Source organism: Paraflavitalea soli, assembly GCF_003555545.1.
Classification (GTDB): Bacteria; Bacteroidota; Bacteroidia; order Chitinophagales; family Chitinophagaceae; genus Paraflavitalea; species Paraflavitalea soli.
The window spans coordinates 1560639-1587085 of the sequence record NZ_CP032157.1 but is presented as its reverse complement, the minus strand read 5'-3'; the positions used below and the strand labels follow the sequence as shown (position 1 = coordinate 1587085).

22 protein-coding genes are annotated in these 26447 nt (G+C 48.9%); 15 read left to right on the top strand and 7 right to left on the bottom strand.

Features of this window, described 5'->3' with window-relative positions; genetic code table 11:
- The first annotated feature begins 19 nt into the window (after nt 1-19).
- The 5 genes from D3H65_RS05965 to D3H65_RS05945 all read left to right on the top strand — a co-directional run bounded on the left by D3H65_RS05965 (nt 20) and on the right by D3H65_RS05945 (nt 3207).
- Nucleotides 20-613, top strand: coding sequence for a hypothetical protein (locus tag D3H65_RS05965; RefSeq protein ID WP_119049390.1), 594 nt, complete (start codon nt 20-22; stop codon nt 611-613).
- Nucleotides 614-648: 35 nt separating this feature from the next.
- Complete coding sequence (locus tag D3H65_RS05960; RefSeq protein ID WP_119049389.1) at nt 649-1494, top strand: helix-turn-helix domain-containing protein; 846 nt, start codon at nt 649-651, stop codon at nt 1492-1494.
- Between the two features lie 63 nt (nt 1495-1557).
- Complete coding sequence (locus D3H65_RS05955) at nt 1558-2127, top strand: DUF417 family protein (protein ID WP_119049388.1); 570 nt, start codon at nt 1558-1560, stop codon at nt 2125-2127.
- 98 nt (nt 2128-2225) lie between these two features.
- A complete protein-coding gene (locus tag D3H65_RS05950) occupies nt 2226-2693 on the top strand; it encodes a MarR family winged helix-turn-helix transcriptional regulator (RefSeq protein WP_119049387.1) in 468 nt (155 codons plus the stop codon).
- Between the two features lie 7 nt (nt 2694-2700).
- A complete protein-coding gene (locus tag D3H65_RS05945; RefSeq protein ID WP_119049386.1) occupies nt 2701-3207 on the top strand; it encodes a transposase in 507 nt (168 codons plus the stop codon).
- Between the two features lies 1 nt (nt 3208).
- Here the strand turns inward: D3H65_RS05945 and D3H65_RS05940 are convergent, their stop codons facing one another.
- The 3 genes from D3H65_RS05940 to D3H65_RS05930 all read right to left on the bottom strand — a co-directional run bounded on the left by D3H65_RS05940 (nt 3209) and on the right by D3H65_RS05930 (nt 6480).
- Complete coding sequence (locus D3H65_RS05940; RefSeq protein WP_119049385.1) at nt 3209-3610, bottom strand: DoxX family protein; 402 nt, start codon at nt 3608-3610, stop codon at nt 3209-3211.
- Nucleotides 3611-3660: 50 nt separating this feature from the next.
- A complete protein-coding gene (locus tag D3H65_RS05935) occupies nt 3661-5715 on the bottom strand; it encodes a discoidin domain-containing protein (protein ID WP_162915436.1) in 2055 nt (684 codons plus the stop codon).
- 102 nt (nt 5716-5817) lie between these two features.
- Complete coding sequence (locus D3H65_RS05930) at nt 5818-6480, bottom strand: class I SAM-dependent methyltransferase (protein ID WP_119049383.1); 663 nt, start codon at nt 6478-6480, stop codon at nt 5818-5820.
- A 309-nt stretch (nt 6481-6789) separates the two neighbouring features.
- Between D3H65_RS05930 and D3H65_RS05925 the strand changes: the two genes are divergently transcribed.
- The 3 genes from D3H65_RS05925 (at nt 6790) to D3H65_RS05915 (ending at nt 11432) form a co-directional block, all read left to right on the top strand.
- Nucleotides 6790-9051 carry a GMC oxidoreductase gene (locus D3H65_RS05925; protein ID WP_119049382.1) on the top strand — a complete coding sequence of 754 codons (2262 nt, stop codon included), beginning with the start codon at nt 6790-6792 and terminating at the stop codon, nt 9049-9051.
- A gap of 125 nt (nt 9052-9176) precedes the next feature.
- A complete protein-coding gene (locus D3H65_RS05920; protein WP_119049381.1) occupies nt 9177-10655 on the top strand; it encodes a redoxin family protein in 1479 nt (492 codons plus the stop codon).
- Nucleotides 10656-10889: 234 nt separating this feature from the next.
- Nucleotides 10890-11432, top strand: coding sequence for an AAA family ATPase (locus D3H65_RS05915; protein ID WP_119049380.1), 543 nt, complete (start codon nt 10890-10892; stop codon nt 11430-11432).
- 16 nt (nt 11433-11448) lie between these two features.
- On the opposite strand, the gene D3H65_RS05910 is transcribed toward D3H65_RS05915, so the two are convergent.
- Nucleotides 11449-12174 (bottom strand): LytR/AlgR family response regulator transcription factor, encoded by a 726-nt coding sequence (locus D3H65_RS05910; protein ID WP_119049379.1) that lies wholly within the window; start codon nt 12172-12174, stop codon nt 11449-11451.
- The gene (locus tag D3H65_RS05905; RefSeq protein ID WP_162915435.1) at nt 12171-13667 is read right to left on the bottom strand and encodes a sensor histidine kinase; all 1497 of its coding nucleotides are present in this window, start codon (nt 13665-13667) and stop codon (nt 12171-12173) included. The genes D3H65_RS05910 and D3H65_RS05905 overlap by 4 nt, the downstream gene beginning before the upstream one ends.
- Nucleotides 13668-13872: 205 nt before the next feature.
- Here D3H65_RS05905 and D3H65_RS05900 point away from each other — a divergent pair, with 205 nt between their 5' ends.
- From D3H65_RS05900 to D3H65_RS05890, 3 genes are all read left to right on the top strand, one after another.
- Nucleotides 13873-14775, top strand: coding sequence for an ABC transporter ATP-binding protein (locus tag D3H65_RS05900; protein WP_119049377.1), 903 nt, complete (start codon nt 13873-13875; stop codon nt 14773-14775).
- On the top strand, nt 14769-18299 hold the full coding sequence (locus tag D3H65_RS05895) for an ABC transporter permease/M1 family aminopeptidase (RefSeq protein ID WP_119049376.1): 3531 nt from the start codon (nt 14769-14771) through the stop codon (nt 18297-18299). The genes D3H65_RS05900 and D3H65_RS05895 overlap by 7 nt, the downstream gene beginning before the upstream one ends.
- Before the next feature lie 192 nt (nt 18300-18491).
- Nucleotides 18492-18977 (top strand): cytochrome P460 family protein, encoded by a 486-nt coding sequence (locus tag D3H65_RS05890; RefSeq protein ID WP_119049375.1) that lies wholly within the window; start codon nt 18492-18494, stop codon nt 18975-18977.
- Here D3H65_RS05890 and D3H65_RS05885 read toward each other — a convergent pair.
- Nucleotides 18967-19224, bottom strand: coding sequence for a hypothetical protein (locus D3H65_RS05885; protein ID WP_162915434.1), 258 nt, complete (start codon nt 19222-19224; stop codon nt 18967-18969). The two genes, D3H65_RS05890 and D3H65_RS05885, sit on opposite strands and share 11 nt — an antisense overlap.
- A 155-nt stretch (nt 19225-19379) precedes the next feature.
- On the opposite strand from D3H65_RS05885, the gene D3H65_RS05880 reads away from it, so the two are divergent.
- From D3H65_RS05880 to D3H65_RS05865, 4 genes are all read left to right on the top strand, one after another.
- Entirely contained in the window at nt 19380-22466 is a 3087-nt protein-coding gene (locus tag D3H65_RS05880) for a SusC/RagA family TonB-linked outer membrane protein (protein WP_119049373.1), read from the top strand.
- A gap of 9 nt (nt 22467-22475) precedes the next feature.
- Nucleotides 22476-24005, top strand: a complete 1530-nt coding sequence (locus D3H65_RS05875; RefSeq protein ID WP_119049372.1) for a SusD/RagB family nutrient-binding outer membrane lipoprotein — start codon at nt 22476-22478, stop codon at nt 24003-24005.
- An 18-nt stretch (nt 24006-24023) separates the two neighbouring features.
- Nucleotides 24024-24908 carry a BT_3987 domain-containing protein gene (locus tag D3H65_RS05870; protein ID WP_119049371.1) on the top strand — a complete coding sequence of 295 codons (885 nt, stop codon included), beginning with the start codon at nt 24024-24026 and terminating at the stop codon, nt 24906-24908.
- Between the two features lie 209 nt (nt 24909-25117).
- Nucleotides 25118-25882, top strand: a complete 765-nt coding sequence (locus D3H65_RS05865; RefSeq protein ID WP_119049370.1) for a carboxypeptidase-like regulatory domain-containing protein — start codon at nt 25118-25120, stop codon at nt 25880-25882.
- Nucleotides 25883-25950: 68 nt separating this feature from the next.
- Here the strand turns inward: D3H65_RS05865 and D3H65_RS05860 are convergent, their stop codons facing one another.
- Complete coding sequence (locus tag D3H65_RS05860) at nt 25951-26445, bottom strand: SRPBCC family protein (protein ID WP_119049369.1); 495 nt, start codon at nt 26443-26445, stop codon at nt 25951-25953.
- Nucleotides 26446-26447: the final 2 nt, after the last annotated feature.

Sequence of the window (26447 nt, the reverse complement as noted above, 5' to 3'; positions counted from 1 at the left end):
AACTTACAAATTAACTGGCATGAATATCGGCTTCGACTTCTTCCTGTTCATAGCATTCTTTATCCCCGGCGTGTTCTTATTGTACGCCATTACCATGGTATACACTCCGCTCAAAAACTTCCTGGCAAATGAAATAAACGGAAAGGAAAACTACAAATGGCTGCTGGCGCTTTCCCTGTGCATTCTGCTGGGCATGATGTCCAGCATTTTCAGGAATATGATCATTGATCCCAGTTTTAGATCGGACTATTCATCCCTGTCATTACTACCTCAATCGCCCCATTGGAAAGCCACAGCCAGGGTAGAACCCGATTATTCCAGGCTCACCAAAGATGACCTCGAAGTATTGCAGGAGTTGAAAAATGAAGAAAAACGCCCTTATCAATTCTATGGAAATACGATTATCGCCATCCTCTGTTTTATTGTTTGCTTCCTGGTGGTCTGTATCAAAGCTAAAAGCCGGCAAAAATGGTGGCAGTTTACGGTGGCGGTCATTATCCTGCTCGTTTTCTCCTGGATATTATATACCGGCAGCAGGTTTTCGCATCACAACTACATGAATGGGGTAAGCCGGCTGAATGAGAAGCCACTAAAGGTTGCCACAGGTGGTTAATGGTTATTACCTTCGCAATACCTATTGTGAAGTAAATGGAAAATAAGATATCCGTCGGGCAATGTATCGTCAGGGAAAGCAAGGTCACCTCTTTCAATGAGGCAGGTCCTCAGCCTCTTTATGGCATATCCCTGTTCAAAGGAGTTGGCCATATTACGGTCGACTTTACGGATTACCCTGTTGACGGCAATATCGTATTATTTACAACTCCCTGGCAACTGGCACAGCTTCACCTGGACGAACAGGCTACTGTGCGGTCGCTCTGGTTCCATGCAGATTTCTATTGTATCGAGCACCACAAAAAAGAAGTGGCCTGCAATGGTTTACTGTTCAACAATATCTATGCACAGCCCTTTATCGGATTGAGTGAGGAGGCTTTCGCCTCCATTCATCACCTGCTGGACCAACTGAAAGAAGAACTGCAGCACGCAGATACCTGGTCGCAGGCCGTTGCCCGTTCCTGGCTGCAACTGATCCTGGCCATCTGCAGCAAAACCAAAGCTGCCACCCTACCCGTCGCGGAAGAAAGCCAGGCCCTCCACCCCATCGTTCAATTCAAAGCTTTGCTGGAACAGCATTACATCAAGGAGCGTACACCAGCCTTTTATGCAGCCCAACTGAACCTTTCGCCCAATAATTTTTCCAAACAATGCAAGGCCTGGTTTCAGAAATCCCCCTCCTTCCTCATTCAGGAACGGGTAATACTGGAAGCCAAAAAACTCATCCACCTTTCTTACAAAAGCATGAAAGAAATAGCAGCCGAACTGCATTTTGATGATGAACATTACTTCAGCCGGTACTTCAAGAAACATACCGGTGTGGCCCCTACCTTCTTCCGTGAAACGGTAGGCATCTCCATTGTGGCACAATCGTCCATTTGATTTCCATGTCTGTCTATGGCGCCAGCACCCGTATTCCATGAATTTTGTTGAAAATTCATTGATATGCTGGAAAGATTAGCCAAGGCAGAAACAAGCTTTATTCACTTGCTCAGGATCGCTATTTTTATCGTGATGGCCTGGATCGGCGCTCTCAAAGCCTTCCAATACGAAGCGGATGGCATTGTGCCCTTCGTTGCCAACAGTCCCTTCATGAGCTTTTTTTACCACGAGAAAGCCCCGGATTATACCAATTACAAAAACCCGGAAGGGAAAGTAGTAGCGAAAAATATTGAATGGCACCAGCAGAATGGCACTTATCCCTTTTCCTATGGCCTGGGCGCTGTGATCGTGTTCATTGGTATCCTTACACTACTAGGCATCGTTTATCCCCGTATTGGTCTCTGGGGTGGTTTGTTGACGGCAGTCATGTCATTTGTTACCCTTTCTTTTCTCATTACCACACCCGAAGTATATGTACCCAACCTGGGCGGCGACTTCCCCAGTCCCAACCATGGTTTCCCTTACCTCTCCGGCTCCGGCAGAATGGTGTTGAAAGATATTATTATGGGTGCAGGAGGACTGATCTGTGCGGCAGACTGTGCGAGGAGAATACTCAATAAGAAAACAGCCTAGCTGCCGATCTTTAACCCTCCCGTAAAAAAAGTCTGGTCAATTGGAAAGTATAATATATCTTAGCAACTAAGATAATTAGTCGATAATATATTTACCGAATGAGTAAGAAACCAGGCGAAAGCACCATCACGTCTTTCCGGGACGCCAGCCGGCTGTATTCTGACACTTCTATTCTGATGCATGAAGCCATTGCACGTAAAGCGGGGCTTTCGGGTACCGATCACAAGTACTTGGGGCTGATCATGCAAAAGGGTGAGTTGACGGCCGGAGAGCTCTCTACCCTTACAGGCCTCACCACGGGAGCCATTACGGGATTAATAGACCGGCTGGAAAAGAAGAAGCTGGTGAAGCGGCAGTTTGACAAAACCGACCGCCGGAAGGTGCTGATCGTGCCGCATACACAAAATGCGCTCAAATTGCTGGAGCCCTTGTTTGCAGAACTACAGCAGAAAACAACGGCCCTGATCTCCTCCTTTTCCGAAGCAGAAATAAAAATCATCGAAAAATATTTCACGTCGGCAGTTGCTATCATGACGGAGGTGACTGACCATATTAACGACAAATAACCTGGCCATGCAAACAATCACCGCCAATTACCTGGTGAGGGCCGAGATATGGCTCTTTATTACTACACTTTTTTATTTTCTCATGAATGGGGCACAGCTCTTTGAAACGGCAGTCATTGTGCCCAGGTGGTCAGCCGCTCCACCGGCTTCTTTCCACTTCTTCAAAGCCCCCTATGGCCTGGACCTTAAAACCTTTTGGATCATCATCCATTCCCTGCATGAGATCACCTTTATTCTCGCCATAATCTTTTGCTGGAAGCTGGACCCTGTGCGCAATTGGTTGCTGGTCTTATTCGCCATTCACTTTGCGATACGGGTATGGACGCTTGGTTACTTTGCACCCAACATTATTGAATTCCAGAAAATAGCCAATGGTGAAACAACCGGCACGGATCTGCTCCGGCGAGCGCGGCAATGGAGATCTTTGAACTACCTGAGAGTGGGGATATTTATACTGGTTTCATTGGGACTGATACCCGTGTGTATAAAGGTGATGAACTGGAAGAATGGGTAGCTTACACTGCTCCCTTGTTTGCATGGCCTTGTTGCGGTAGAAACATTAAATACAATAATACGCAGATCAATAGAAAGTTGAACTCAACACCATTACGGCCGCCGCCTACCACAAACCACCCTTCTTTGAAATGTACCAGGATAATACCCATGACCAATACAAAGATGGTAACAATAGAAGCGAGTTTGATGTACCTGTTGAAGAGCAAGCAGCCCGCAGCCAATATATGGGATAGCTTGATGGCCCAGGCAATGGGTACACCCAGCGGTGCAAAGACAATTTCGTTGAGGTAGAGCTTCCCAAAATCATTGATCCCATTGTTGAAGATACCCGGAATGCTATGCACCAGCAGGATGATGGCTACAGCCACCCGGAGGATCAATGTACTGTTGACAATTTTCATGAGACATGCGCGTTTTGGTTAGCAGCCTGTGCTGTCTCTTGAAATTAATACTATTTCCGGTTATATAATCCAACTTGCCGAATGGCTGCATAATTGTTGACTTTTAGTATCGTGAGCCGCACCTTCCACACGGTGACAGCAGGAAACTGATCCACCTTGCGGTTGCCAATGGTGGTGCCCTGCGACAATAGTAACCAGTCACTGTCTACCTGTCCTTCTACTTTGTATTCCAGCACCTGACCCATACCGGCAGCTTCCGACAACAGCAGGGCATTGATCACTACCGGCCCTTCCATATCTATTTCGAGGGTGGCGCGCTGGCTGCTGTCGTTGGTAGCCCAATACGTGGCAGGATCAGCATCTACCGCTTTCTCCCCGGCAAACTGCCGCAGGTTATGGCGCATCTGATTGGAATTAATGGGACGATGGAGCGCCAGGTCGGCCCCAAGCACCGGATCAGGCGCGGTCTTCAGCGGAGGCGTAGGCTGCACCCGCTTATTGGGGAACTGGCTGATGGTATTAGACGCATACCCCAGGTTGGCGATGGCCCGCTGGCCCAGCCGGTCAGCCAATTGCGCCAGATACAAGCTCTGGGGAAACACCGGTTTGCCATGGGATTCGAAGTAGCCTTCATCCAGGATCGGACTGCTGTCAAACAACCGGGCTGTTTGTTCCCGGCTGCCGATACAACCAATGGCCCAGTTAGCGGCGCCCGGCGGCTGTTGTATGATATAGGTCTTTGCAATAGAATTCCAGGCTACGGCCCAGCCCATGGTCCAACCATGACCAGAGCCCGCTACACCCCGGTTCATAAAGTCGATGCCGCCATCTATCATGGTGCAGTTGTCGACCAGCAATCCCGTAGCCCAGCGCTGGTGCAGCTGGATACGGCTGCCATGTCCGCGGAAAGTACAATTGAGCATCACGTTGGGACCGGGCACCAGGCTGCTGGTCCACACAAAGTAGGTATTGCCGCCGGTCGCTTCACATTTGTTGAGCAGGTTCTCACTGCCTTCAAAACTAAAGTCTGCCGGCTTGGAAGCACCCAGGTTCGGGTATGTATGGGTGATCTTCACCTGCTCTATCGTATTGCGGTTACCGGCAAACACCGTGGTGTTCATGGTCTCTTCAAAATACACCTGGCGTATCCAGCAATCGTTGCCACCTATCCGCACACCGGCATAGGGAGCATTGCCATAAGAACTTTCCAGTGGCGGGCATTGAATATGCAATTGCTCCACGCCCACATCAGTGACCGCAGGAGCAGCACGCAGTTTGCTGACGGTGAGGCCGGGCGTGCTGAAAAAGCGATTGTCGAGGGCATCTGCCAGGGGAATATCAATGGTCAACTGGTTACCTTTAATAGCGGTGATCTTTCTTTGCATCACCAGGCTCCTGCTTTTGGCGATCCAGGTCTGCGGTTTTCCATCGCGTTTCATATTGTCCATCCCCATAAAGTGTACCCAGGCATCCGTCACGGGCTTTTTGATGGTGATCTTGTCACCGGCCGCAAAGGCTTTGCTATCGGCTACCACAAGGGTATAGGTACCTGCAGGCGTATAAGGAGCGGTGATGGTGGTTTGTGCGGCAGTGAAGGGTTCATCGGGCGCTGCGGGTTCGTCATTGGGATCGGAGGCGAAGGTCTTTTTACCGATCACGATGGCAGTATGTTTGGGGCCCGTCATGCGGATGGTGGTGCCCCCTTTGCCCGACCCGCTGCCCCTCAATACAACGCCACTGGCCGAAAGGTACAAGGCGCCTGAGCAAGTAAATGTGCCCGGCGCCAGCTGAACAGCGCCGCGGAAACCATTCACCAGGGGCATATTGCTTACTTCATTAATAGCAGCCTGGATCAGTTCGGTATCATCTTTCCCTGACGGTTTTACCATCCGTTTTACAGGTACTGTGGGCAGGGCTACGCCCCCACCCCGGTAGCCGGCTTGTGAGAAGTCCATGATGCGGTCGCCGGAAGGCGTGGTTTTGTAAACCAGTTTGCCGTTCTTGCCGGGATACACCCAACTGCTCTTGTTTTGAGCAGGGGCCTGAGCTATGGCAAGACTATATAATGACAACAAAAATCCGGTAACGAAGCTGGGTCTTTTCATGTACGGGTGCATTGAGCCTTGGTGGTAAAAGTGCTAAAAATAAGCAGACCAGCCTATACAAAAGCGGGGGAAATACGCCATCCACTAAGCCAGATTAGCAGACTACAATACTTTCACAGAACATTTAAAGATCTTCCGGTACTTATTACTGTCCGCATCGTTGATATACTTTTCTTCAATGACCTGCAACCCATTATCAGCTATGATCTTTTTCAGGGCCACCTCGGTCAGATAGGGATTGTTGCATCCTTTGTCTTTGGGAACAGGTTTCAGCACCAGGGGTTCCTCAATAAAAACAAAACCACCGGGTTTTAAAATGGAACGTATGTCCGCAAACATGGGTTCTTTTTCATCAAACTCATGCACCACTGCGATCATTAATACTTTGGTAAAATGGGCCTTGGGCAGGCCCGTTGCGCGGGTGGTTCCATAAGACAATACAAAACTATCCAGTGGTATGCCTGGATTGAAGTTTTTGATCATTTGTGCAAAGGCCTTTTTGTTGCACCTGACTGAATCAATGTCTTCGGCATAATACTTAACAGGTGGAAAATACCTGGAGAGCCTGAGCAGGTTGTAGCCATTGCCGCTTCCAATATCTGCTACCACATCTCCTTTCACGATATTGATAACCGATGCCATGGTGTCGAGCCTCGCCTGCTTCATCACCTGCACATCCCTGAGCGGCCTTTTCGCCAGCTGTGCAGTACTGAGCAACGGGCCAAGGAGCAATAGCAGCAGTAAGGTATCTTTCCTGTTAAACATGTATTAATTTCTTATTATTATACGGATCAATGCCTCCCGAATATACACAACCGGTACAATAACGGTGCATTTCCAGTAGAATTACTTGCCGATTTAGTTGTAATTTTCAGGCTGAACAATCTGACCCAACCAGTCGCCACTCTCCCAGGCAGCAAGTGTGTACAGTTACATTTATTCCAACCAGGTAATTCACAAAAGATCATTGTGTGCGTCCATCTGCATACCTCTACATCCAACCCCGTAATATTCCAGGCAAGGACAATAACGTCCATGCATATATTAACTATTCAACCATAAAACTATCCTACAATGGCAAAGACAGCTAAAAAGAAAGCGGCCGTAGCCGGTGGCCCGCAGGCCAACGGTGTCAACCTCAGCTTTAATGTATTGTTTGACCTGTGGTTTCCGGTCACCCAGCTTCCCATACCCAAGGCGGTACTGGCTGATATCATCTATATTTCAGCCAATGTAAAGGCCGGTTTCTGGAAAGAAGTGTCGGCCCAGCCCAACCCCTTACTTACCCTGCTTGGTTTGCTCACCAATCCGCAGCAGCTTCCTTTTTATGCGCAGCTGAAACAATCCGGCAACCCCGCTATCCAACGGTTCATTTCGGTAGCCAATGGCATGGGCGGGTTAACGCAGGACCAGGCCTCACAGGTACTGGGGTTCTTTTTCGAAGGAACAGCTGGTTCGCTATCCACCCAGATCGCCATGACCATTCGTGAAGCCTTCCTGTCGGTGATCTGGGACCTGCCGCTGGCTGTGCCGCTCACAGGCATTCAAGTACCAACCACCTTTATCAGCAGTACACCGCAGTACTCCAAGATCCATTATCCCCAAATACCGCCCAGCTGGCTGATGTACGATGCCAATACAAAAACGATCAAAGCAAAACAAAACGGGATCGATTACCTCGTGATCGGCAGTGGCCCTGCCGGCGCTACGGTAGCTACGGAACTGCAGAAAGCCGGTAAAAAAGTAGTATTGATCGAGCAAGGTCCCTGGGTAGTATGGGGCTCTATGAATACGATGAGTTATTCCCGGCTCATGTTTGGCAACGATACTGTTACCACAGTCAACAATAGTGTGATCGTGCGCAGCGGCCAGGCCATGGGAGGTGGAACTACCGTCAACATTGACCTGGCCTTCTCCCCCCTGGAATCAACCATCCAATACCGTATTGCCAACTGGGTAGAAAAGGGCTGGGTAGATGGCAGGTATTATACGCAGGAGCGCATTGCTGCCGCTTACCAGTGGGTACGCAATACCATTGCTACCCGTGCCGTATCACAAACGGAACTCAACGCTGATAACCAGGCACTGTGGGATGGCGCCAATGCGTATGGTGTTGATCCGTCGCTGTACCACCTCAATCGTTTCCCGCTACTGTTATCCCCTTCACCTGTGACGCAAAAACGGGATGCAGCCCGGCAACTCATTCTTCCTGCAGCGCAGGACACCAACAATCCATTGAGCGTGCTGCCCGATGTAAGTGTACAGCAACTGACCTTCAAATCTACGGGTACAGATGGCGGCGTGATCGTGACAGGCGCTACGTTGGTAACGCAAACTCCCTGGACAGATCCACAATATCAGAATACCATCATTGATCCCTGCGGCCTGAAGATACCGGCAGGCACTACGGTAAATATTTATGCGGATAATGTGATCCTGGCTGCTGGCACGATCGGGTCGACCAAAATATTACTCAACTCAGCAAAGAGTCAACCGGCAGTAAACAACCCCCGTGTGGGCAAAGGATTGATCATGCACCCTTCATTTCCGCTGATCGGGGTGGTCAATAAGACCATCAACCTGTTGGAAGGATTAGACAGTGCTACTTACCTCGAAGCTTTTGGTGTAACGCCTGGTTTCATCTTCGAGACCATGGGCGCCTTACCAGCCTATGGCGCTCTCCTGATTCCCGGAAGTGGCATCGATGTATACAAGAAGATCGTACAGTTCAACCAATCCGTAGGCTTTGGGGTGATGCTGGTGGACACGCCTTCGGACAATAATTCGGTATCACTCGACAGCGCCGGTAATGTCGTGCTTAACTATGCCCTCAGCGATAGTGATAAAGCCCGCTTCCGCAATGGGGTGGCCATCGCCATCCGGATGATGTTCCTGGCCGGGGCTACGGAGGTTATTATCCCTACCAATGAGAATGTACTTGGATTGAAAAACTTCAATCCGATGGTGGGCACTTACCTGACGGACATTAAGCAGGCGGACCTGGTGGAAAAGAACCTGCAGTTTATTCCCAACCGCACGATACTTACTTCGGCGCACCTGCAGGCTACCAATAAAATGGGGGCAACAGCCGGCACCTCAGTAGCTTCCATCAATCAGCGCATCTGGAATTATAAAACAGGTAAAGAGATACCGAACCTCTACCTGATGGACAGCAGTATGTTCCCTACTTCTATCGGGGCCAATCCCATGCAATCCTTGTACACGATTGCCAAGATATTCTCTGAGCGGTTATTGGGTAAAACGGATAAACCCGGCAAGGTGTCATTTACTGATATTAAGACCGATGAGCCGGAGATCGGGCCAGGACGTTTGTAGCCTTCACACGCTGTTACGCTGTGCCGCGCTACCGGTTCTTAAAATGGGCTTAAATGATCATTCTGCTCTTACAATAAGAAGATGAAGCTGTATATTGTGCAGGCACCATTCATCAATTCCTGTATATGCGATTTGTATTATCCCTGGCACTCTGTACCTTTTTGCTCTTTTCCCTGCAAGCACAACAAGCTGCCATTACTTTCAAAGTGATGGGTGGCAAAGAAAAAACGGTTCGGTTCATGCGTCCGCTGCAAGGCAACTATTTCATCAACGAACTGACAGCAGATACCCTGGATGGTACAGGCACGCTGGTGATACCCAACAAGGAAAAAGTGGCCGGCGCTTATGGCTTTGTATATAAAAAAATGTACAGGCTGTTTGTAAAGCCCGGCAAGTCCTATACGGTTACCATCGATGAGAAAAACCAGGCTAATCCGCTCTCTATTGAAGGCCCCGAACAGGAAGGCCAGCTGGCCCTGGCGAATCTTTCTTTTGAATTTTACCAAAGCGCGGCCTCCAGGTACCACAAACAGGATACGGTGTTTGCGCACAACAAGCAAAGGATACAACATGAGCTGGACAGTTGCCTCGCCCCTTTCCGTCAGCTGCATGCGCAACACAAGATTGATGATGCATTCTACAGCTATGCAGAAATCCTGATCAGGAATTATTATGCGGCTGTTCTGAGTACTACGCTTATGTGGCCAATACGGGAACTTGAGTTTAATAAGGACAGTGCGCGGTATGATGCTCAAAAGATCAACCGTATCCATGGTTACTGGCAGGAGCTGGCAGCGATATCAAACATTTTCGATGCACGCTCCATGGCAACAGATACGTATGCTGATTATAGCCGTACTTACAACGGCTGGTATTTTCGTTTTTTTCTTCCGCAGATGCAGGGAGTATTTAAACAACCTGCCAATGAGGAGGAATACCAAAAAGCTGTATACAATGTACTGGTCGATCATTACAAGCAAGAACCGCTGCGGGAATACCTACTGGCCTCCAATATCCATGAATTGCTATTGGAAAAGAGGTACCAGTCGGTAATACCCGGCTTTTACCAGTCATTCATCAAAACATATCCCCGCAGCCGGTATACGCCTTTACTTACGCCAGGCATTGCCGCAGTAAAGGATTTCCTGACTAAACAGGAAGCTGAATTTGCCAAAAACCAGCTGTTTGTAGAAAACTATGCCAGTATTGAAACGGTAGATCAACTCACAGCCCTGTCCAAAGGAAAAACGGTATTCATCGACTTCTGGGCCACCTGGTGCGGCCCCTGCAAAGAAGAGTTTAAATACAACAAAGATCTGAAAGAGTTTCTAAACAGCAAGGGCATTGAATTGATGTACGTGTCCATTGACAAGGAAGCTGCCGACAAACAATGGAAAACGATGATCAAGTATTACAACCTGCAAGGCACGCACCTGCGGGCTTCTGAGAAATTGTACAGGAACATTTTCAATGCTTTCAACCACAATGACGTGTTTGCCATTCCGCGTTATATACTTCTCAAAGACGGAAAGATCATGGAACCGGACGCCCTGCCGCCCAGCAAAAAAAGCGAGCTGTACAAGCAATTGGAGCAGTACCTGTAAATGATATAATACAAAGTGGCCGTCCCTGTTCTATCATGGGGCGGCCTTTTTGTATTTTATGTTGAATTGCCTACCTTTGTATCCTCACTCACACTTCTTCTGCTAACAGCCCTGGTCAACATTTCTTCCTTATCGCTTAAGCCGCTTTCTACACAGCATTAAGCAGCACTTGTGCGTATATACCCCTTTCCTGCCATCATCCCAGGCAACATCATGTATCATTAAAACATCCCTATGTTACTAAAAGACAATTTCTATATCATCACAGGAGGTCCGGGTACGGGCAAAACCACCTTATTACAGGAACTGCATGTGCGGGGATATCCCTATGTGCCGGAGGTAGCACGAACGCTCATTAAGGATCAGCTGGAAGCAAACGGAGACGCCCTTCCCTGGAAGGATGCCCGGTATTATTCCTGCCTGATGTTGGGATACTCGATACGCGATTTCCGGGCGCTGGCTCACTCGCAGCACCTATCCTTTTTTGACAGGGGTATTCCCGACACTTATGGCTATGAAATACTCATGGACTTTGCCTATAATGATGCCTTGCAGCAGGCCCTGCAGGAATACCGGTACAATACCACGGTGTTTATACTCCCCTTCTGGAAGGATATTTATACAACAGACAATGAACGGAAACAAGACCTGGCAGAAGCACAGGCCACTTACCATGCACTCCGGAAAGCCTATGAGCAGGCCGGATATAAGCTGGTGGAAGTACCGCTTGTACCGGTAGCGGAGCGGGCAGATTTTGTGTTAAGGCAGATAGGCTAACAGGAAGGCCCGGTTATCAAAGCAACTTCACCACTTGTTTGTAGCTTTTCCCCACTGGTAGTTCCTTCCCATTCTTCAGGCGAATGGTATTGCCTTCAATGTAATGCACATATTTTTTATTGAGGATATAGGACTTATGAATGCGCATAAAAGTGTCGGCCGGCAGCTGCTCTTCAAAACTGGTGAGGGTACGCGGCGTTAACACAAACTTTTGTTCACCCCACACTTTCACATAGTTGCCTACACTCTCCAGGTAATATACCTCCTCCAGTTCCAGTTGTATTTGTTTCTTATCGGACTTGATATAAATACGGCCAGGTTCGGCAGCTGTAAAGGATGCCGGAGAAACGGGGACAGCAGGTTGCTCAGTGGCTTGCTTCTTCAGCGCATACAGCGCCAGGGCGCGGTTGGCAGCTTTCAAAAAGCGGTCGAAACGGAAAGGCTTTAACAGGTAATCGCATACTTCCAGGTCGAAGCTCTCCAGGGCATGTTCTTCATAAGCGGAAGTGATAATGACCAGGGGCCGCTGTTGCAGCGTACGCAGGAAGTCGAGGCCGCTCAACTTAGGCATGCGGATATCGAGGAAGATGAGGTCTACAGTATAGGTACTGAGAAATGCCAGGGCTTCGGTAGCCAGGTAACACTGCCCTACCGTTTCCAGGAAGGGAACATCCTCTATGTATTTGAGGATCACTTCATGGGCCAACGGCTCATCATCGACTATTAAACAACGTATTTTCATGATAGGTCGAGCTCCAGTTCAGCTTTAAATGTATGATTTTCTATACCCGTTTTCAACTGGTGTTTACCGGGATACAACAAAGCCAGTCTTCTTTGCAGGTTGGCCAATCCGATCCCCCCTTTATTGGCAGTCTCCTGTTCAAAGGAATTGATACAGCTGAAATACAGGCGGCGCGCATCGGCCCGCAGGGAAATATGCAGGAAAGCCCGCTCTTCTGCCGGTTCTACCCCATGCTTGAAAGCGTTTTCTACCAACACGATCAACAGCAAGGGAGGCACTGAAGGAGTATCAGCGGCTACCTCCTGGCTAAACTGTATGTCGGGCTTCCGTTTCAACCTGATCCGCTGCAACTGTATATAATCTTCCAGGTACCTGATCTCCTCCTGTATGCTCACGGCCGGTTCTTTGGTCTTGTAGATCACATACCGCATCAGCTCCGACAACTGCAAAATGCTTTCCGGCGTTTGCTTCGACTGGGCCAGGCTCAGGGCATACAGGTTGTTGAGGGTATTAAAGAAGAAATGAGGGTTCAATTGTTGCTTGAGCAGGTCCAGCTCGGTTTCCGCTTTCTCCTTTTCGAGGGCCATGATCCGCCCATTCTGCTTCGACCATTGCAAGGCCAGCACCACGGGCAGGCTCAGCAGGATAATGATGATGGCGCCAAAGGCATTCTCCAGTACAAATGGATTGGCAGAAAAGATCATCCCCAGGCGATGATTGAAAGGCAGCCAGGCCAATAGCTGGGCAATGACAGGATATATAATGCCTACCGCCGCCAGGGCACTCATGCAGTACAGGATGAGCCCTTTGGGCTTCAGTATTTTGGGAACCAGGATGCGGTTATTGAGGTAAAAAAAGAAATACCCGCAGAGGTACATGAACAGGAATTGCACGGTAAAACCCAGGAAAGTGCCAAAGCGGGTGATCACTTTCCACAGGCTGAACTCAAAACCCAGCAATAACCTGCCGGGCTCGTCATAGGCCGGGTTGCCAATACTCGACACGCCCATGATGGCCAGTATGACGGAGATGAGGGAAACGCTGATAAGAATGGACTTCTCCAGGCTAAGCTTTTGTATCCATTTCCATTGGTGCAGGCGTTGCTGGTACCAGGCATTGGCCACCAATACCAATTCCAGGAGCAAACTGCAACCCGCACTGACTACGATTAATAACTGGAGATGGCTGTTTGGCAATACCAGGGTGCCAAGGCCATAAATGACCAGCGGCAAATACACAGCAAAGCAGATCACCCACCACCACAGGTAGCGCCGCCGGGACCAGGTTTGCAGCCATTGTTCTTTATACCAGGAGAATACCAGTACAGGCAAGAGAAGGAACAGGACCAGGGAGAGGTGTTTTAGGTAAAATCCCCATCCCATTGATTTTTGTTCCAGCAGTTGAAAAATGACAACCCAGCACAACAAGCCGATATACAGCCAGGTTTCATAATGCTTTTTCAACATCCCCAAAAGGTCATTCCATCGCTTCATACCATCAAATGAAAGCTTAAAAGAACGCCTGAATACCAAGGCAGGCAAATAATAATGACAAACGTATCATTTTTCGTGATGTAGGTCATAAATCACGCAGGTCAGCTGCTGCCGGTTGTTCATCATGTAGCTGTTTCCCCTGGTCATTGATACTTTATACAGCTATGAGGGTGCACTACTTTTCATCCATTCTTAAATCAAACATATGCAACGACTACAAATACAACAGCTTTCCAAAACCTACAGCAACGGCGTGCAAGCGCTGAACAAGGTGAGCCTCACTATTTCCAATGGTCTCTTTGGCCTGCTGGGTCCCAATGGCGCCGGTAAATCATCCTTAATGCGTACCCTGGCCACCCTGCAGCCGCCTGATAGCGGACAGGTATTGTTTGATGGTACGGATGTATTGCAAAACCAACAGCTCTTGCGCAGCCAGCTGGGCTACCTGCCGCAGGATTTTGGTGTGTACCCCAAGATCGCAGCGGCAGACCTGTTGAACCACCTGGCGGTATTGAAAGGCATCACGGATAAGAAAGCAAGGAAAGAACAGGTACTGGCCTTGCTGCAACAAACCAATTTATACCAGGTAAGGAAACAAGCCGTAAGCACTTTTTCCGGCGGTATGCGGCAGCGCTTTGGCATTGCGCAAGCCTTACTGGGCAATCCACAACTGATCATTGTAGATGAGCCCACAGCAGGGCTTGATCCGCTGGAGCGCAACCGCTTTCACGACCTGCTGAGTGAGATCGGTGAGCAGGTGGTGGTGATCCTGTCTACGCATATTGTGGAAGATGTGCACGACCTCTGTCCTGAAATGGCCATCATGGCGGGAGGCAAAGTGATCCTGCAAGGCAAGCCGGCCTTATTAACGGCTTCCCTGGAAGGACAGGTATGGCAGAAGACGGTTTCTAAAGAAGCACTGAAACAGTATCAATCGGCGCTCAACGTGATCTCTACCCGCCTCACAGGAGGTAAGATGCAGGTGCTGGTATTATCGGGCATTTGTCCGGATGCAGGCTTTACGCCTTTTCAGCCCGACCTCTCAGCTGTTTATTTCTCGGCATTATTTGGTGCACAACGCACCAAAAAGGAGGAAACTGCATGTTAAAGAACCTGCTGCACTTTGAGTTGAAGTACCACTTCAAACAGGTCACTTTCATGGTAGCCTTTATCCTATTTGCAGGCCTGGGCATACTGATCACGAAAGGCAATTTCGGCGGCAGTGAATTGCACCAGAACTCACCCTATGTGATCAGCTATATTACCTGCTTCCTTTCCCTGTTTGCCATTTTTGTAAGCACTTTATTCTGCGCCAATGTGGTGCTGCGTGATACCACCTATGCTATGGATGGCCTCATATTCACCACTTCCATTGAGCGACTGCCCTATTTCCTGGTGCGGTTGCTCGGTTTATTGATAGCCGTTTTCCTGATCCTCTGTGCAGGGGTACTGGGCATTTATATGGGCACGCAATCCGTCAATCCCGATCAACTGGGGCCTTTTAAAATAAGTTATTTCCTCCACCCCTTGCTCGTGTTTGGTTTACCCAATATTGTATTTTGCTGTAGTGTGATCTTTAGCGTGGCCCTGCTTACCCGCAATATGCGGGCGGTATATATGACCGGGGTATCCTTGTTCATCCTGTATTTCCTGGGATCGATCCTGGGCAATTCTCCGATCATGGCCAGCTCTGATAAAAGTACCCAGGGATCACAACTACTACCTTATCTGCTCGATCCTTTTGGTATTACTTCCTTATTGATCGAAACCCGTTCCTGGCCAGTCACGGTACGCAATAGCCGCCTCTTTCCCCTGGAAGGGGCGTTCCTCGCCAACCGTATAGGCTGGATGACCCTTGCCATCCTGCTGCTGGTACTCAGCTACCGCTATTACCGGTTCCGCCTGCCTGCTGCCGGTAAAATGCGCAAGCAAAAAAATGCAGTCGGCCCCACCACTATTATTCCTTATCAAAGTGTAGCCACACATCCCAACGGATGGGCTTATCAATGGGCGACCTTCAGAGCGCAATTCAAACTGGAAGTTGCTTCCGTGTTCAAACATATTCCTTTCCTGGTGATGCTGGCTTTGTGGATCTTCCTGTACGCGATAGAGCTTAAAGAAAATGTATTGCATGGTCCTTATGGTATACGGTTCAATGCGTTTACCGGCGCTATTGTGGAGGAGTTTGTTTCTATCCGTCCTGCCTTGTTGTTATTGATCTTTTATGCGGGAGAACTTATCAGCCGCGAACGCTCGGCCAATATGCAGGGCCTGGTATTCAGTACACCCGTACGCAATACCAGTTTATGGGCTGCTAAATGCGCTACCCTCGCCGTATTGATCGCGGTGCTCATTAGCGCCAATATCTGTATCGGCATCGGGCTGCAGTTCTTTACCGGCTTCCCGCAGGTGGATATTCCCGCTTACCTGTCTTTGTATTTTTACAGCGGTGTTCCCCTCCTGTTATTTGCAATACTGATCGTATTCATACAAACGGTAGTACCCAATAAATACCTGGGTATGCTGCTGAGCCTCACAGCGGTTGGCCTCATTATTTTCTCACGGCGCCTGGGCATCACGCATCCCCTGCTGCGTTATGCAATGCTGCCGGAATTGCAATACTCACCCATGAATGGTTTTGGCCATGCTGCTGCTACGGTGCGCTGGTACCTTTTATACTGGGCTGCCTGCGCAGGAGTATTGTCACTCCTGGCTGCAGCTTTGTGGAAAGGCAGTTCGCATACTACTTTCTGGCAACGCTTGAAAACGATGGGCAGGCAATGGCAATTGCCCGGTAAGCTCCTGATGGCTGTTTGCTTATTGACCTGGATTGGTTCGGGTATTTACATCAATAGCCAGCTACCAGCCGTCAATACAGGCCGGACGAATGGTACGGGCAAAAACTGGAAGGTGGCTTATGAGCAAAAGTACAAGTCTCAATCACAAGTATCGCAACCCTATATTGTTGCCGTGAAGACGGAGGTAGACCTGTATCCCGCGGCCGGCAGGTATACCGTGAAAGGATCTTACCGGTTGCGCAATGAATCAGCACAACCTATTTCCACCTTGTGGCTGGGCGTTGACCCCGATGTTACCTCCATTCAATTTGCCATTCCACAGGCCAGGTTGACGACAGCCGATGAAGGGTTTAAGCAATACTTTTATACCCTGGCCACTCCCCTGCAGCCTGGTATGGAAACAACGATCCAATTTTCCATGGAGGTAAAACGATCCCCCTTTGCCCCCTTCAATTCCGAGCATTCGGTGGTGAGCAATGGTAGTTATATTGAACTGGAGAAGTATGTTCCCTTTCTGGGTTACAATGACCGTTTTGAGACGGGCGATGCCGCGCTGAGGAAGGCGCAAGGCTTGCCGCCCATGGCGGCCAGCACCTCCGCAGATACCAGTTACCACCGCATCGACTTTGAAACGGTAGTCTCCACCGTGCCCGATCAGCAGGTAGTCACCGCCGGTACCCTGCAAAAGACATGGCAGACCAATGGCCGCAGCTATTTCCATTACAAAACGGAGCAGCCCATTGCCTTTATGTTTGCCCTCAGCTCGGCCAGGTATGCAGTGCAAAAGGAGCAGCACCGTGGTATTGAGTTAAGCGTATATTATGTACCCGGGGAAGCCAACAACCTTCCTACACTCCTGCAGGCCATGAAAGATGCCCTTGATTACGGACAGGCCAACTTTGGTCCTTACCCATTGCGCCAGTTAACCCTGGCAGCGATACCGCATTATCCTGGAGCAGCTACAGCATACCCTGGGGTGGTGTTCAGCGCGGAGAAGATCAACTTTATGAGTAACCTGAGCGACACCAGCCGGTTCAACCATACTTATGCATTGACGGCCCATGAAGTAGCACACCAGTGGTGGGCCAATGCCCTGGCGCCCCTGGATGCCCCGGGCAGGGCGGTACTCACCGAATCGCTGGCCAAGTACACGGAATATATGGTTACGCAAAGACGGTATGGCCAGCAATACCTGCGCAGCCTGCTGCAGGCAGACAACAACCTGTATTTTGCCTTCCGCAACATGACGGGCGAACCCGAATTGCCACTGCTGCAAGCCAACCAACCCTACCTGTATTATCAAAAAGGGGGATTATCGCTTTATGCGATCCAGGAAATGTTGGGAGAAGACCGCATGAATCAATCCCTGCAAAGACTGATCAACAAACATGGCTTTCCACATAGCAAGGCAACAACCACGGACCTGCTTACTGAGCTAGGCACGGGGGCTACTGCCGACCAGTCCAAACGTATGGACGACCTTTTTAAGCAGGTGATCACGTACGACAACAGGCTGCGGGTGGTGCGTTGCGACACCCTGCCCGATGGCCGGTTTAAACTACAATTGCAGGTAAGCATTGGCAAAACAAATGAAGCGGGAGCGAAACCGCAGGCGCTTACACCGGATGAGGTATTCACCCTGGCGGTGTATGATAGCCCTTCAGATCGATGGACCAGGCATACAGCACCTGCGTACCAGGAACAGCACCGGTTTACCAGGGCAATTACCGACCTGACGATTGTAGTTAATAAAAAGCCAGCGGTAGCCGTGATCGATCCTTATGGTTATTGGCTGGATGCGGACCAGTCGAATAATGCGGAGGTGGTGAAGTAGAAGGCAGAATTTAGAATACAGAATACAGAACACAGAACACAGAATGGCTGCCGCGCTTTGTGGTGGCTGTGCAGGCAGGGCTTTTTCTTTGGCAATGGCTTTCTGTACGTCGCAAACTGTTGATTGTTTATTTTCTCTTCGTTGGAATGATGATATTAATAACTTGGGGATATACAACATCATACTATTTGCATGAGAAATACTGTTTGCTCTGGTTTAGCTGCACTGCTTTTGCTGGGCAGCTTTACTTTTGTATCCCCCACCCAGGACCCCGAAGTGCCTTACCCGGAAGGATATCGTATGTGGACGCATATTAAAACCGGATTGATCGGCCCCGCCAACCCCGGTTTCCGGTTTAATGGTGGTTACCATCATATTTATGCCAATGCCACGGCCATGCAGGGTTATAACACGGGTTATTTTCCCAAGGGATCGGTACTGGTGTTTGATGTGCTGGATGCCAAAGAGCAGAATGGCAATACCACGGAAGCTGGCCGTAATCATGTGGATGTGATGGTAAGGGACAGTGTAAAATATGCCAGCACCGGCGGATGGGGCTATGAAGAATTTAAAGGCGATAGTCATACCGAGCGGCTGTTAACCACGGCAGTGAAGGGCCAGTGTTTTAACTGTCACGCCCAACAATCGGATCATGTTTTTAGCGAGTTTAGAAAATAACGGGAACAGGTTGTAAGCCCGGTTTGTAACCGGGCTTTTTTATTGTTTGCTGATAGGCTATACCCTTCTTCTTTCGATCCTCCATTACAATACGGGCGTCTTCCCGGTATTCCTGCTCATTCATGATCCTCGTTTTACCGTTACCGCCACGCACCCAGTTAAAGTCTTTTGCATTCACGCTATTGTACAAGGCCGGCTTGTCCTGGTTCACGCCATCCAGGAAAGGTTGCCAGATAGGGTTTAACATGACAAAAATAAACACTAACCAGGTTAATGGGCTTGTCTTTTCAACTGCCATATTCGACAGTTTAGCATAAAACTTATCCATTCTGCTCCTTTTGTGATCAAAACCGCTTGATAAGATTGTCTCTATTCATTCATCAATTAACCAAAGGTCTACTTATGAAGCGAATTTTGACGTTAGTCTTTTGCCTCTCAGTGCTGCTGCACGTACAAGCGCAGCAGAAAACAGTATCCGGCGTGGTACGGGACACCAAAGGAGAGTCCGTTCCTTTTGCAACCGTTTTGGAAGCCAGCACCAAAAGGGCTGTACAAACTGATCAGAACGGCCGATTCTCTATCCGTGTCAGCGACGGCGCCCAACTCACCATCTCCTCCACCGGCTATGCATCGCAAACCATCTCAGCCAGCGAAAGCATGTCAGTGGCTTTAGTTTCAAACAGCAATAACCTCAACGAGGTAGTAGTCACTGCCCTGGGTATTCGCCGGCAGCCCAAAGAGCTTGGCTATTCTGTCACAAAGGTCAGTGGCGATGATGGCACCAGGGCAAAACCGATCAATATTCAAAATGGATTAACAGGCAAAGTATCAGGTTTGAATATTCAGACCACCAACAACGGGGTATTTGCCGATACGCGGATCACCCTGCGTGGTATCCGCTCGCTCACCGGGAACAACCAGGCCTTGCTGGTAATCGATGGATCGCCCATGCCTTTATCGCTCATCAATACGATCAATCCCAACGATGTGCAGGATGTGACGGTATTGAAAGGCAATACAGGTGCTGCATTATACGGCCAGGAAGGCGGCAACGGTGTGATCATCATTACCACCAGGGGCGGCTCCCGCAATAAGTCTGTCATCTCTATTGGCACCACCATCCAGCGCGAGTCATTAGCCTTTTTACCCAAACTGCAAAGGGAGTTTGGCAATGGGGAAGGCGAAAATCCGGATGGAACACCGAGGCTCGATCCATGGACCAACAACAGCTACGGTCCCCGCTACGATGGCAGTGAAGTAGACCTGGGCGATCCGTTGGAAGACGGCAGCCAGAAAAGAGTACGCTATGCTGCACAAAGCAAAACACCTGTTGAGCAGTTCTTTCGCCCCGCTATCACTTTTCAAAATGATGTGTCTCTTTCCGGTGGGGATGAAAAAAGCCGTTATTATTTAAGCTTTCAGGATGTAAAGGTAAATGGCCTCATCCCCAAGGATGAGAACCGCCGCACGACTATCAGGCTGAATGCCAGCCGTGAGTTTGGCAAACTGACCACCTCATTCAGGATGTCCTATACACAGGGCAATTATAATGTTGTGAACCAGGACAGGGGCGGCGCCAATAATATTTATACCAGTTTGTTAAAGACCGCCGCCCACATACCTATTTCAGAGTTTGAGGACTGGCGCAATAACCCATACGCCACTGCAGATGGTTATTACAACCGCTTTGGCTGGAATCCGTATATGTTGATCGACATCGATCGAAATAAAGGCCGCTCTGATGACCTGGTGGCTACCCTGGAGGCAGCTTACAAAATTATGGATGGCCTCAATTTTACCTACCGCCTGGGTAGTAATGTAGCCTATGTGAGTAATAAAAGTGTGCTGGGCGCCATCAACGTGTCGAGGTATACGACCGATCTGAAGGGCATACAAAATGCCAGGGCCTCTGTGGCCGATGCAATGGGCTTTGCCTATCGCCTCAACTCAGAAGCATTTTTGACGTATAAGAAACAGATCAACCGTTTCTCAGTAGATGGATTGGTGGGTTATTCATTGATCCAGCGCAAGACCAAAGAACTGAGGTCCCGTGGTAATAACCTGATCATTCCTACTTTGTATAATGTGAGCAACCGTTCTGGTGAGGCTACGATCACGCAAACGAACACCGAGATCAGGACGACTGCCTTATTTGGCAAACTTAGCTTTGGATGGGACAACTGGGCCTTTCTGGAACTGACGGGCAGAAACGAATGGGACTCCCGCCTGAACCTCAACAAGAACAGTTTCTTCTATCCAGGTGGAAGTTTGTCCCTGCTCTTGCATGAAGTGATCCCACAAATAAAGACTACCCCGATCTCTTACCTGAAACTGCGTGGCGCCTGGGCCTTATCAGGCACGGTAAACCTTAGTCCTTACTCCCTTGAATCAACCTTCAGTTCCGGTACAGGATTTCCCTATGGCGGTCTGGCTGGTTACTCAGCCAACAATACCATCAACAACCCCGATATCAAGCCTGAGTTTGTGAATGGTAAAGAAGTGGGTATTGAATTAGGCTTTAATAACAATAAGATCATGTTGGAGGCAACTGCTTTCCACCAGGACAATACCGATCAGATCATCGAGGTGGCCACCTCCAGTTCTACCGGTTATCAGTCTGCACTCGTCAATGCAGCCTCTTTCATCAACAAAGGGTTGGAATTTGACCTTCGCCTGACTCCCCTGATCGAGGCAGGCAAGGATTTCCGCATGGACCTTAAAGCCAATTATACGTATTCTGATAATGAAGTAACCAGCATCTATGAGGGCCTTACCGAACTGGGCACCACCAACCTCAACTATGCGATCGTGGGTATGCCGGCATTCGTACTTAAGTTGAATGATTTCAGCAGAACACCAAATGGGAAAGTGATCGTGGACCGGGTAACAGGCTTGCCCAGCACCGATCCTGTTAATAAAGCTTATGGAAGGACACTGCCCAAACATTTAATTGGCATCAATCCAAGTTTCAAGTACAAAGACTTCTCTTTAAGCATTGTGGCTGATTACAGAGGCGGGCACTATGTATACAATAGTATCGGCACACGCCTTGTGTTTGAAGGATCTGGCGCATTGACAACAAAGTATGACAGGAAGCCTTTTATTTTCCCCAATTCAGCCTATGATGATGGTACGGGAAAGTTTGTAGACAATACCGATGTATTGACCAGCGGTGGTTCAGCTACTTTCTGGACGGCCGATGTGTTCCAAAACACGCAAACTCCCTACTACACCAGTGCAGCCTCCTGGAAGTTGCGGGAAGTATCCCTATCCTATGAGCTGCCCACTTCCATTTTACAGCATACCCGTTTTGTAAAAAGTGCTGTAATCACCGTGAGTGGCCGCAACCTGCTGATGTGGGTACCTTCCTCCAATATCTATACCGATCCGGAATTCAGCAATACAACAGGTAATGCGCAAGGGGTCAACAACTCTTTCAACACACCGCCTACCCGCATTTTTGGCGCTTCCATTAACCTTACTTTTTAATCTCTGTATATGAAGAAACTGATAATAGTATTTGCATTACCAGCCCTGCTGATGACAGGCTGCGGCAAGAGCTTTTTCGATATCAATAGCAATCCCGATGTGCCTACTACCACCAGCATTACGCCAGATCTGATATTACCGGCGGCAATGGCCCGTACAGGCATCATTACTACTAACAACGCTACCAATAATTCCTTTGCCACCCTGGGCGCCTGGATGGGTTACTGGGCTGTGGGCACCAACTATGGAGCCGTAACAGAAAACCGGTATTCGATGACCACCGATTTTGGCAATCCGAACTGGGTCAACAATTATGATATCATTTTCGACTATCATACCATGCAACAGAAAGCGGAAGCATCGGGCCAGGACTTCTATGCCGGCATTGCAAAGATCATGAAGAGCCTGCACTACCAGATATTGGTAGACCTGTTCAGCAACGTGCCGTATTCGAAGGCCATGGATGTCAAAAAGAATATCACACCGGGCTATGATAAAGGAGAGGATATTTATAAAGACCTGCTGAAACAGATCACTGATGGTATGGACCTGATCAAGAATGCAGATGCCTCCAAGAATATCGGTCTTACGACTGCAGATATCATGTTCCACGGCAATAAAACACAATGGGCAAGGTTTGGCAATACGCTGAAATTGCGCTTATTGATCCACATGAGTCAGGTTGCCGGTTTCAATCCTGCTACCGAGATCGCAGCGATTACTGCCGAAGGCAACGGCTTCCTGACAGCCGGTCAGACAGCTTCGGTGAATCCCGGTTATACCAACGATAAACCCAATCCTTACTGGACGGCATATGCCTTTGCCTTATCGGGCAACTACTCCCAGGATTATCGCCGGGCCAACAATTTTGCGCTAAACCTGATGAAAGGATTGAACGATGAGCGGCACAAATATTTTTACCGCCCTGTACGTGGTGGCACTTTTGCAGGTCAGTACCGTGGTATCGACTTTGGATTGAACAACGATCCGGCGCATATCTATACCGAGACCAATTTATCGGATATAGGTGGCTCTCCTACTATAGCCGGAGGAACATCCGGATTGGCCAAATCGGCCACCATGGACTCCTGGGTACTGACAGCTTTCGAAAGTTACTTTTTGCAGGCAGAAGCTGTCGCCAGGGGATGGATGACCGGCAATGCAAAAACCTTGTATGAAGAAGGTGTAAGGGAATCTTTCCGCTGGCTGGGTGTACCCAACGATGTGGCTACTGCAAATACTTATCTGGGTAATGCTGACGCCAGAATAGCCTGGCCCGCTGCAACGGCCGATCAGATCAAGGTGATCATCTGGCAGAAATATTTTGCCTTCAATGGCAACAACCACCTGGAAGCCTGGAGTGACCACCGCAGGACAGGTGTTGTACAACCTTCTATTTCCATCGATGCAGGTCGCCTGACGGACCATGTGCCCACCCGCTACCTGTATGCGACTTCAGAGTTCAGTTACAATGCAGCCAACGTACAGAAAGAAGGCACCATTGATCCTTACACTGCCACCGTATTCTGGGACCGTTAAACCAACAAACTACTACACATGAAACGAATATATTTCCTTGCAATGGCCGCCTTGTCGCTTTCGATGACCGGCTGCTTAAAAGATAAAGGCTTTGACAACAATGAAACCGGCCTAAAGACCAACAACAACGAACGCTTTGCTGCTGTAATGAATGCCTATGAGACCAGGGGCATCAATATCCAGGCTGTGTTTACAACTCCGGCCGAAGAGCAGCTGCGCGTTTTTACGCTGTCCCTTACAGGCCCCGCATCCGACAAAGATGTACAGGTAACATTGGCCGCTACACCATCGATCGTCACGGCTTACAATGCAGAAAACCAGACAACCTATGAAGTATTGCCAACTGCCGCTTATGATCTCAATACAACGGTTACCATTCCTGCCGGACAGTCTTATATTGAAGTGTCCCTCAGGCTGAAAAAAGCAGCCATGGACCCTACAAAGACTTACGCATTGGGCTTGCAGATCGCATCGGTAAGTGATCCAAACATTAAGATCCCTGCCACTTCAAAGCAGGCTTTGCTGGGCATTCTGCTCCGGAATATTTACGATGGCGATTACCTCGCCACCGGCCATTTTGAGCACCCTACATCGCCCAGGGATTATGTTGATCTGGAAGTAAATCTCCCTACCATTGGCGCTACCAGCGTTTCCAAAGACCTGGGCGACCTGGGCCCTGGTACAAAGATCAATATCACAGTCAATCCAGATAATACCGTAACGATTGCACCTGGGGCCGGCACTACCAGTACCGGCAGCAATACGGCTGCAGTAGCTGCCATTGCCGGAGACCCGGTGTACAACAACAGATACGATCCGGCCACTCATACCTTTTGGTTGAAATATGGTTACCCCAATCCGGCCACGCGGATCGTCACTGAAAAAGTAGTCATGCTGCCCTAGCGCAAGCCCGTTAAGAACCCGCTTAACATCAATATCCGTCCATAAAAAAAGGTTTCAGGTCACGGCCTGAAACCTTTTTATTATTGCCCCACCCCGCTTTTGTTCCTACTGCAGCACTTCAACCCATTTTACAAGCATTCAAGTATGCTGATCCGGCATTTTAGCCAATTGAAGGTGTATGGAGGTAAAATCAGTTGCAGCTTTGTAATATGAAAATGCGTACACATTATATCCAACTAATGGCGGTCATTATACTGGCTTTCTCCTGTGACAAAAAAGCGTCAGGAGAGGACGACAGTGGATCATCCACGGACAAAGTGGTCAAAGGAAAAGTTACTGACACGCAGGGCCGACCCATAAAAGGCGCTACCATCCTGATCGACAACACGCTTATCTACAACAGTTACCTGACAGGATCCACAGGGGATGACGGAACCTACCGGATCAAATTGTTTACTGGCAGCTGGCAGGCCTATGCAGAAATGAATGTGACCTACCAAGGTAAAACCTACAAAATAGATCTGCACCCCGATAATGCGCAGGGATTTGGCGGCGATGGCGCCATCCGGAATTTTCAATGGAAGCTGACCGGCGATAAAAGCGTACCGCTCACTGGCGACTATGGAGGAACCATTATCTTAGACAAACAGTTTGGCAGCAGTATTTACGATTCCGAAAATATCGAATTCACGCTCACACCTACTGGTCCACTCATCGACGGTTCAACAGGACAGGTGATAAAAATGAAGCATGGGCAACCCTCCACCAACAACTATGGCAAACTGGTGGATATACCCATCGGCTATTATACTATGACAGCTGTTTACCAGTCTTCGACGGGTAATATTCCTATTAAGCTGCGGGATAAGGAACATAACCGGACAGGGGCTTTTGCCTCCAGCATACAATTATATTTTGAACCCACCACCAGCTACGGTTATGATATGGCTAATGTGGAATACACTGAAAATTAACAGCGGAAGAAGATCACATAAAAGGGGGTTCAGGCCATGACCTGAACCCCCTTTTACCTATAAGAAACTTATTCAGCGAGTAATTCATCCAGGTTACTAAGTCCCATGGCAAAGCCTTGTTCGAAGCCCATTTCAAGGATCTTTTGGAGATCGGCTTCACTGGCAAAGGTGAGGTCAATCTTTACAGTGGTTCCTTCACTGGTTGCAATGAACTCTATGTTCCAGTCTGTCTGGGGGAATGACTCGTTTACTTTGCCATCTTCACTACAAAAGGAATCAACGGTGGCAAAGCTTTTATAAGGAACGATCTTTTTAAAATCTACCCGGCAGAATTGCCCGGTGCCGTCTGGTCCCATCATATTGTACAACCAATGTCCACCTTCGCTGAAGTCCATCGTTTTGGTGATGGCCTTCCAGGGCCTGGGCGCCCACCACAGATCCAATAAGCTGGCTTCTGTCCAGGCATGCCATACCTGTTCCAATGGTGCATCAAACTCTCTTACAAAAGTGATCTTTTTGTTGGCCAGGTCTTTGGTGACCTTTGGTTCTTTGTTTGCGATCATGG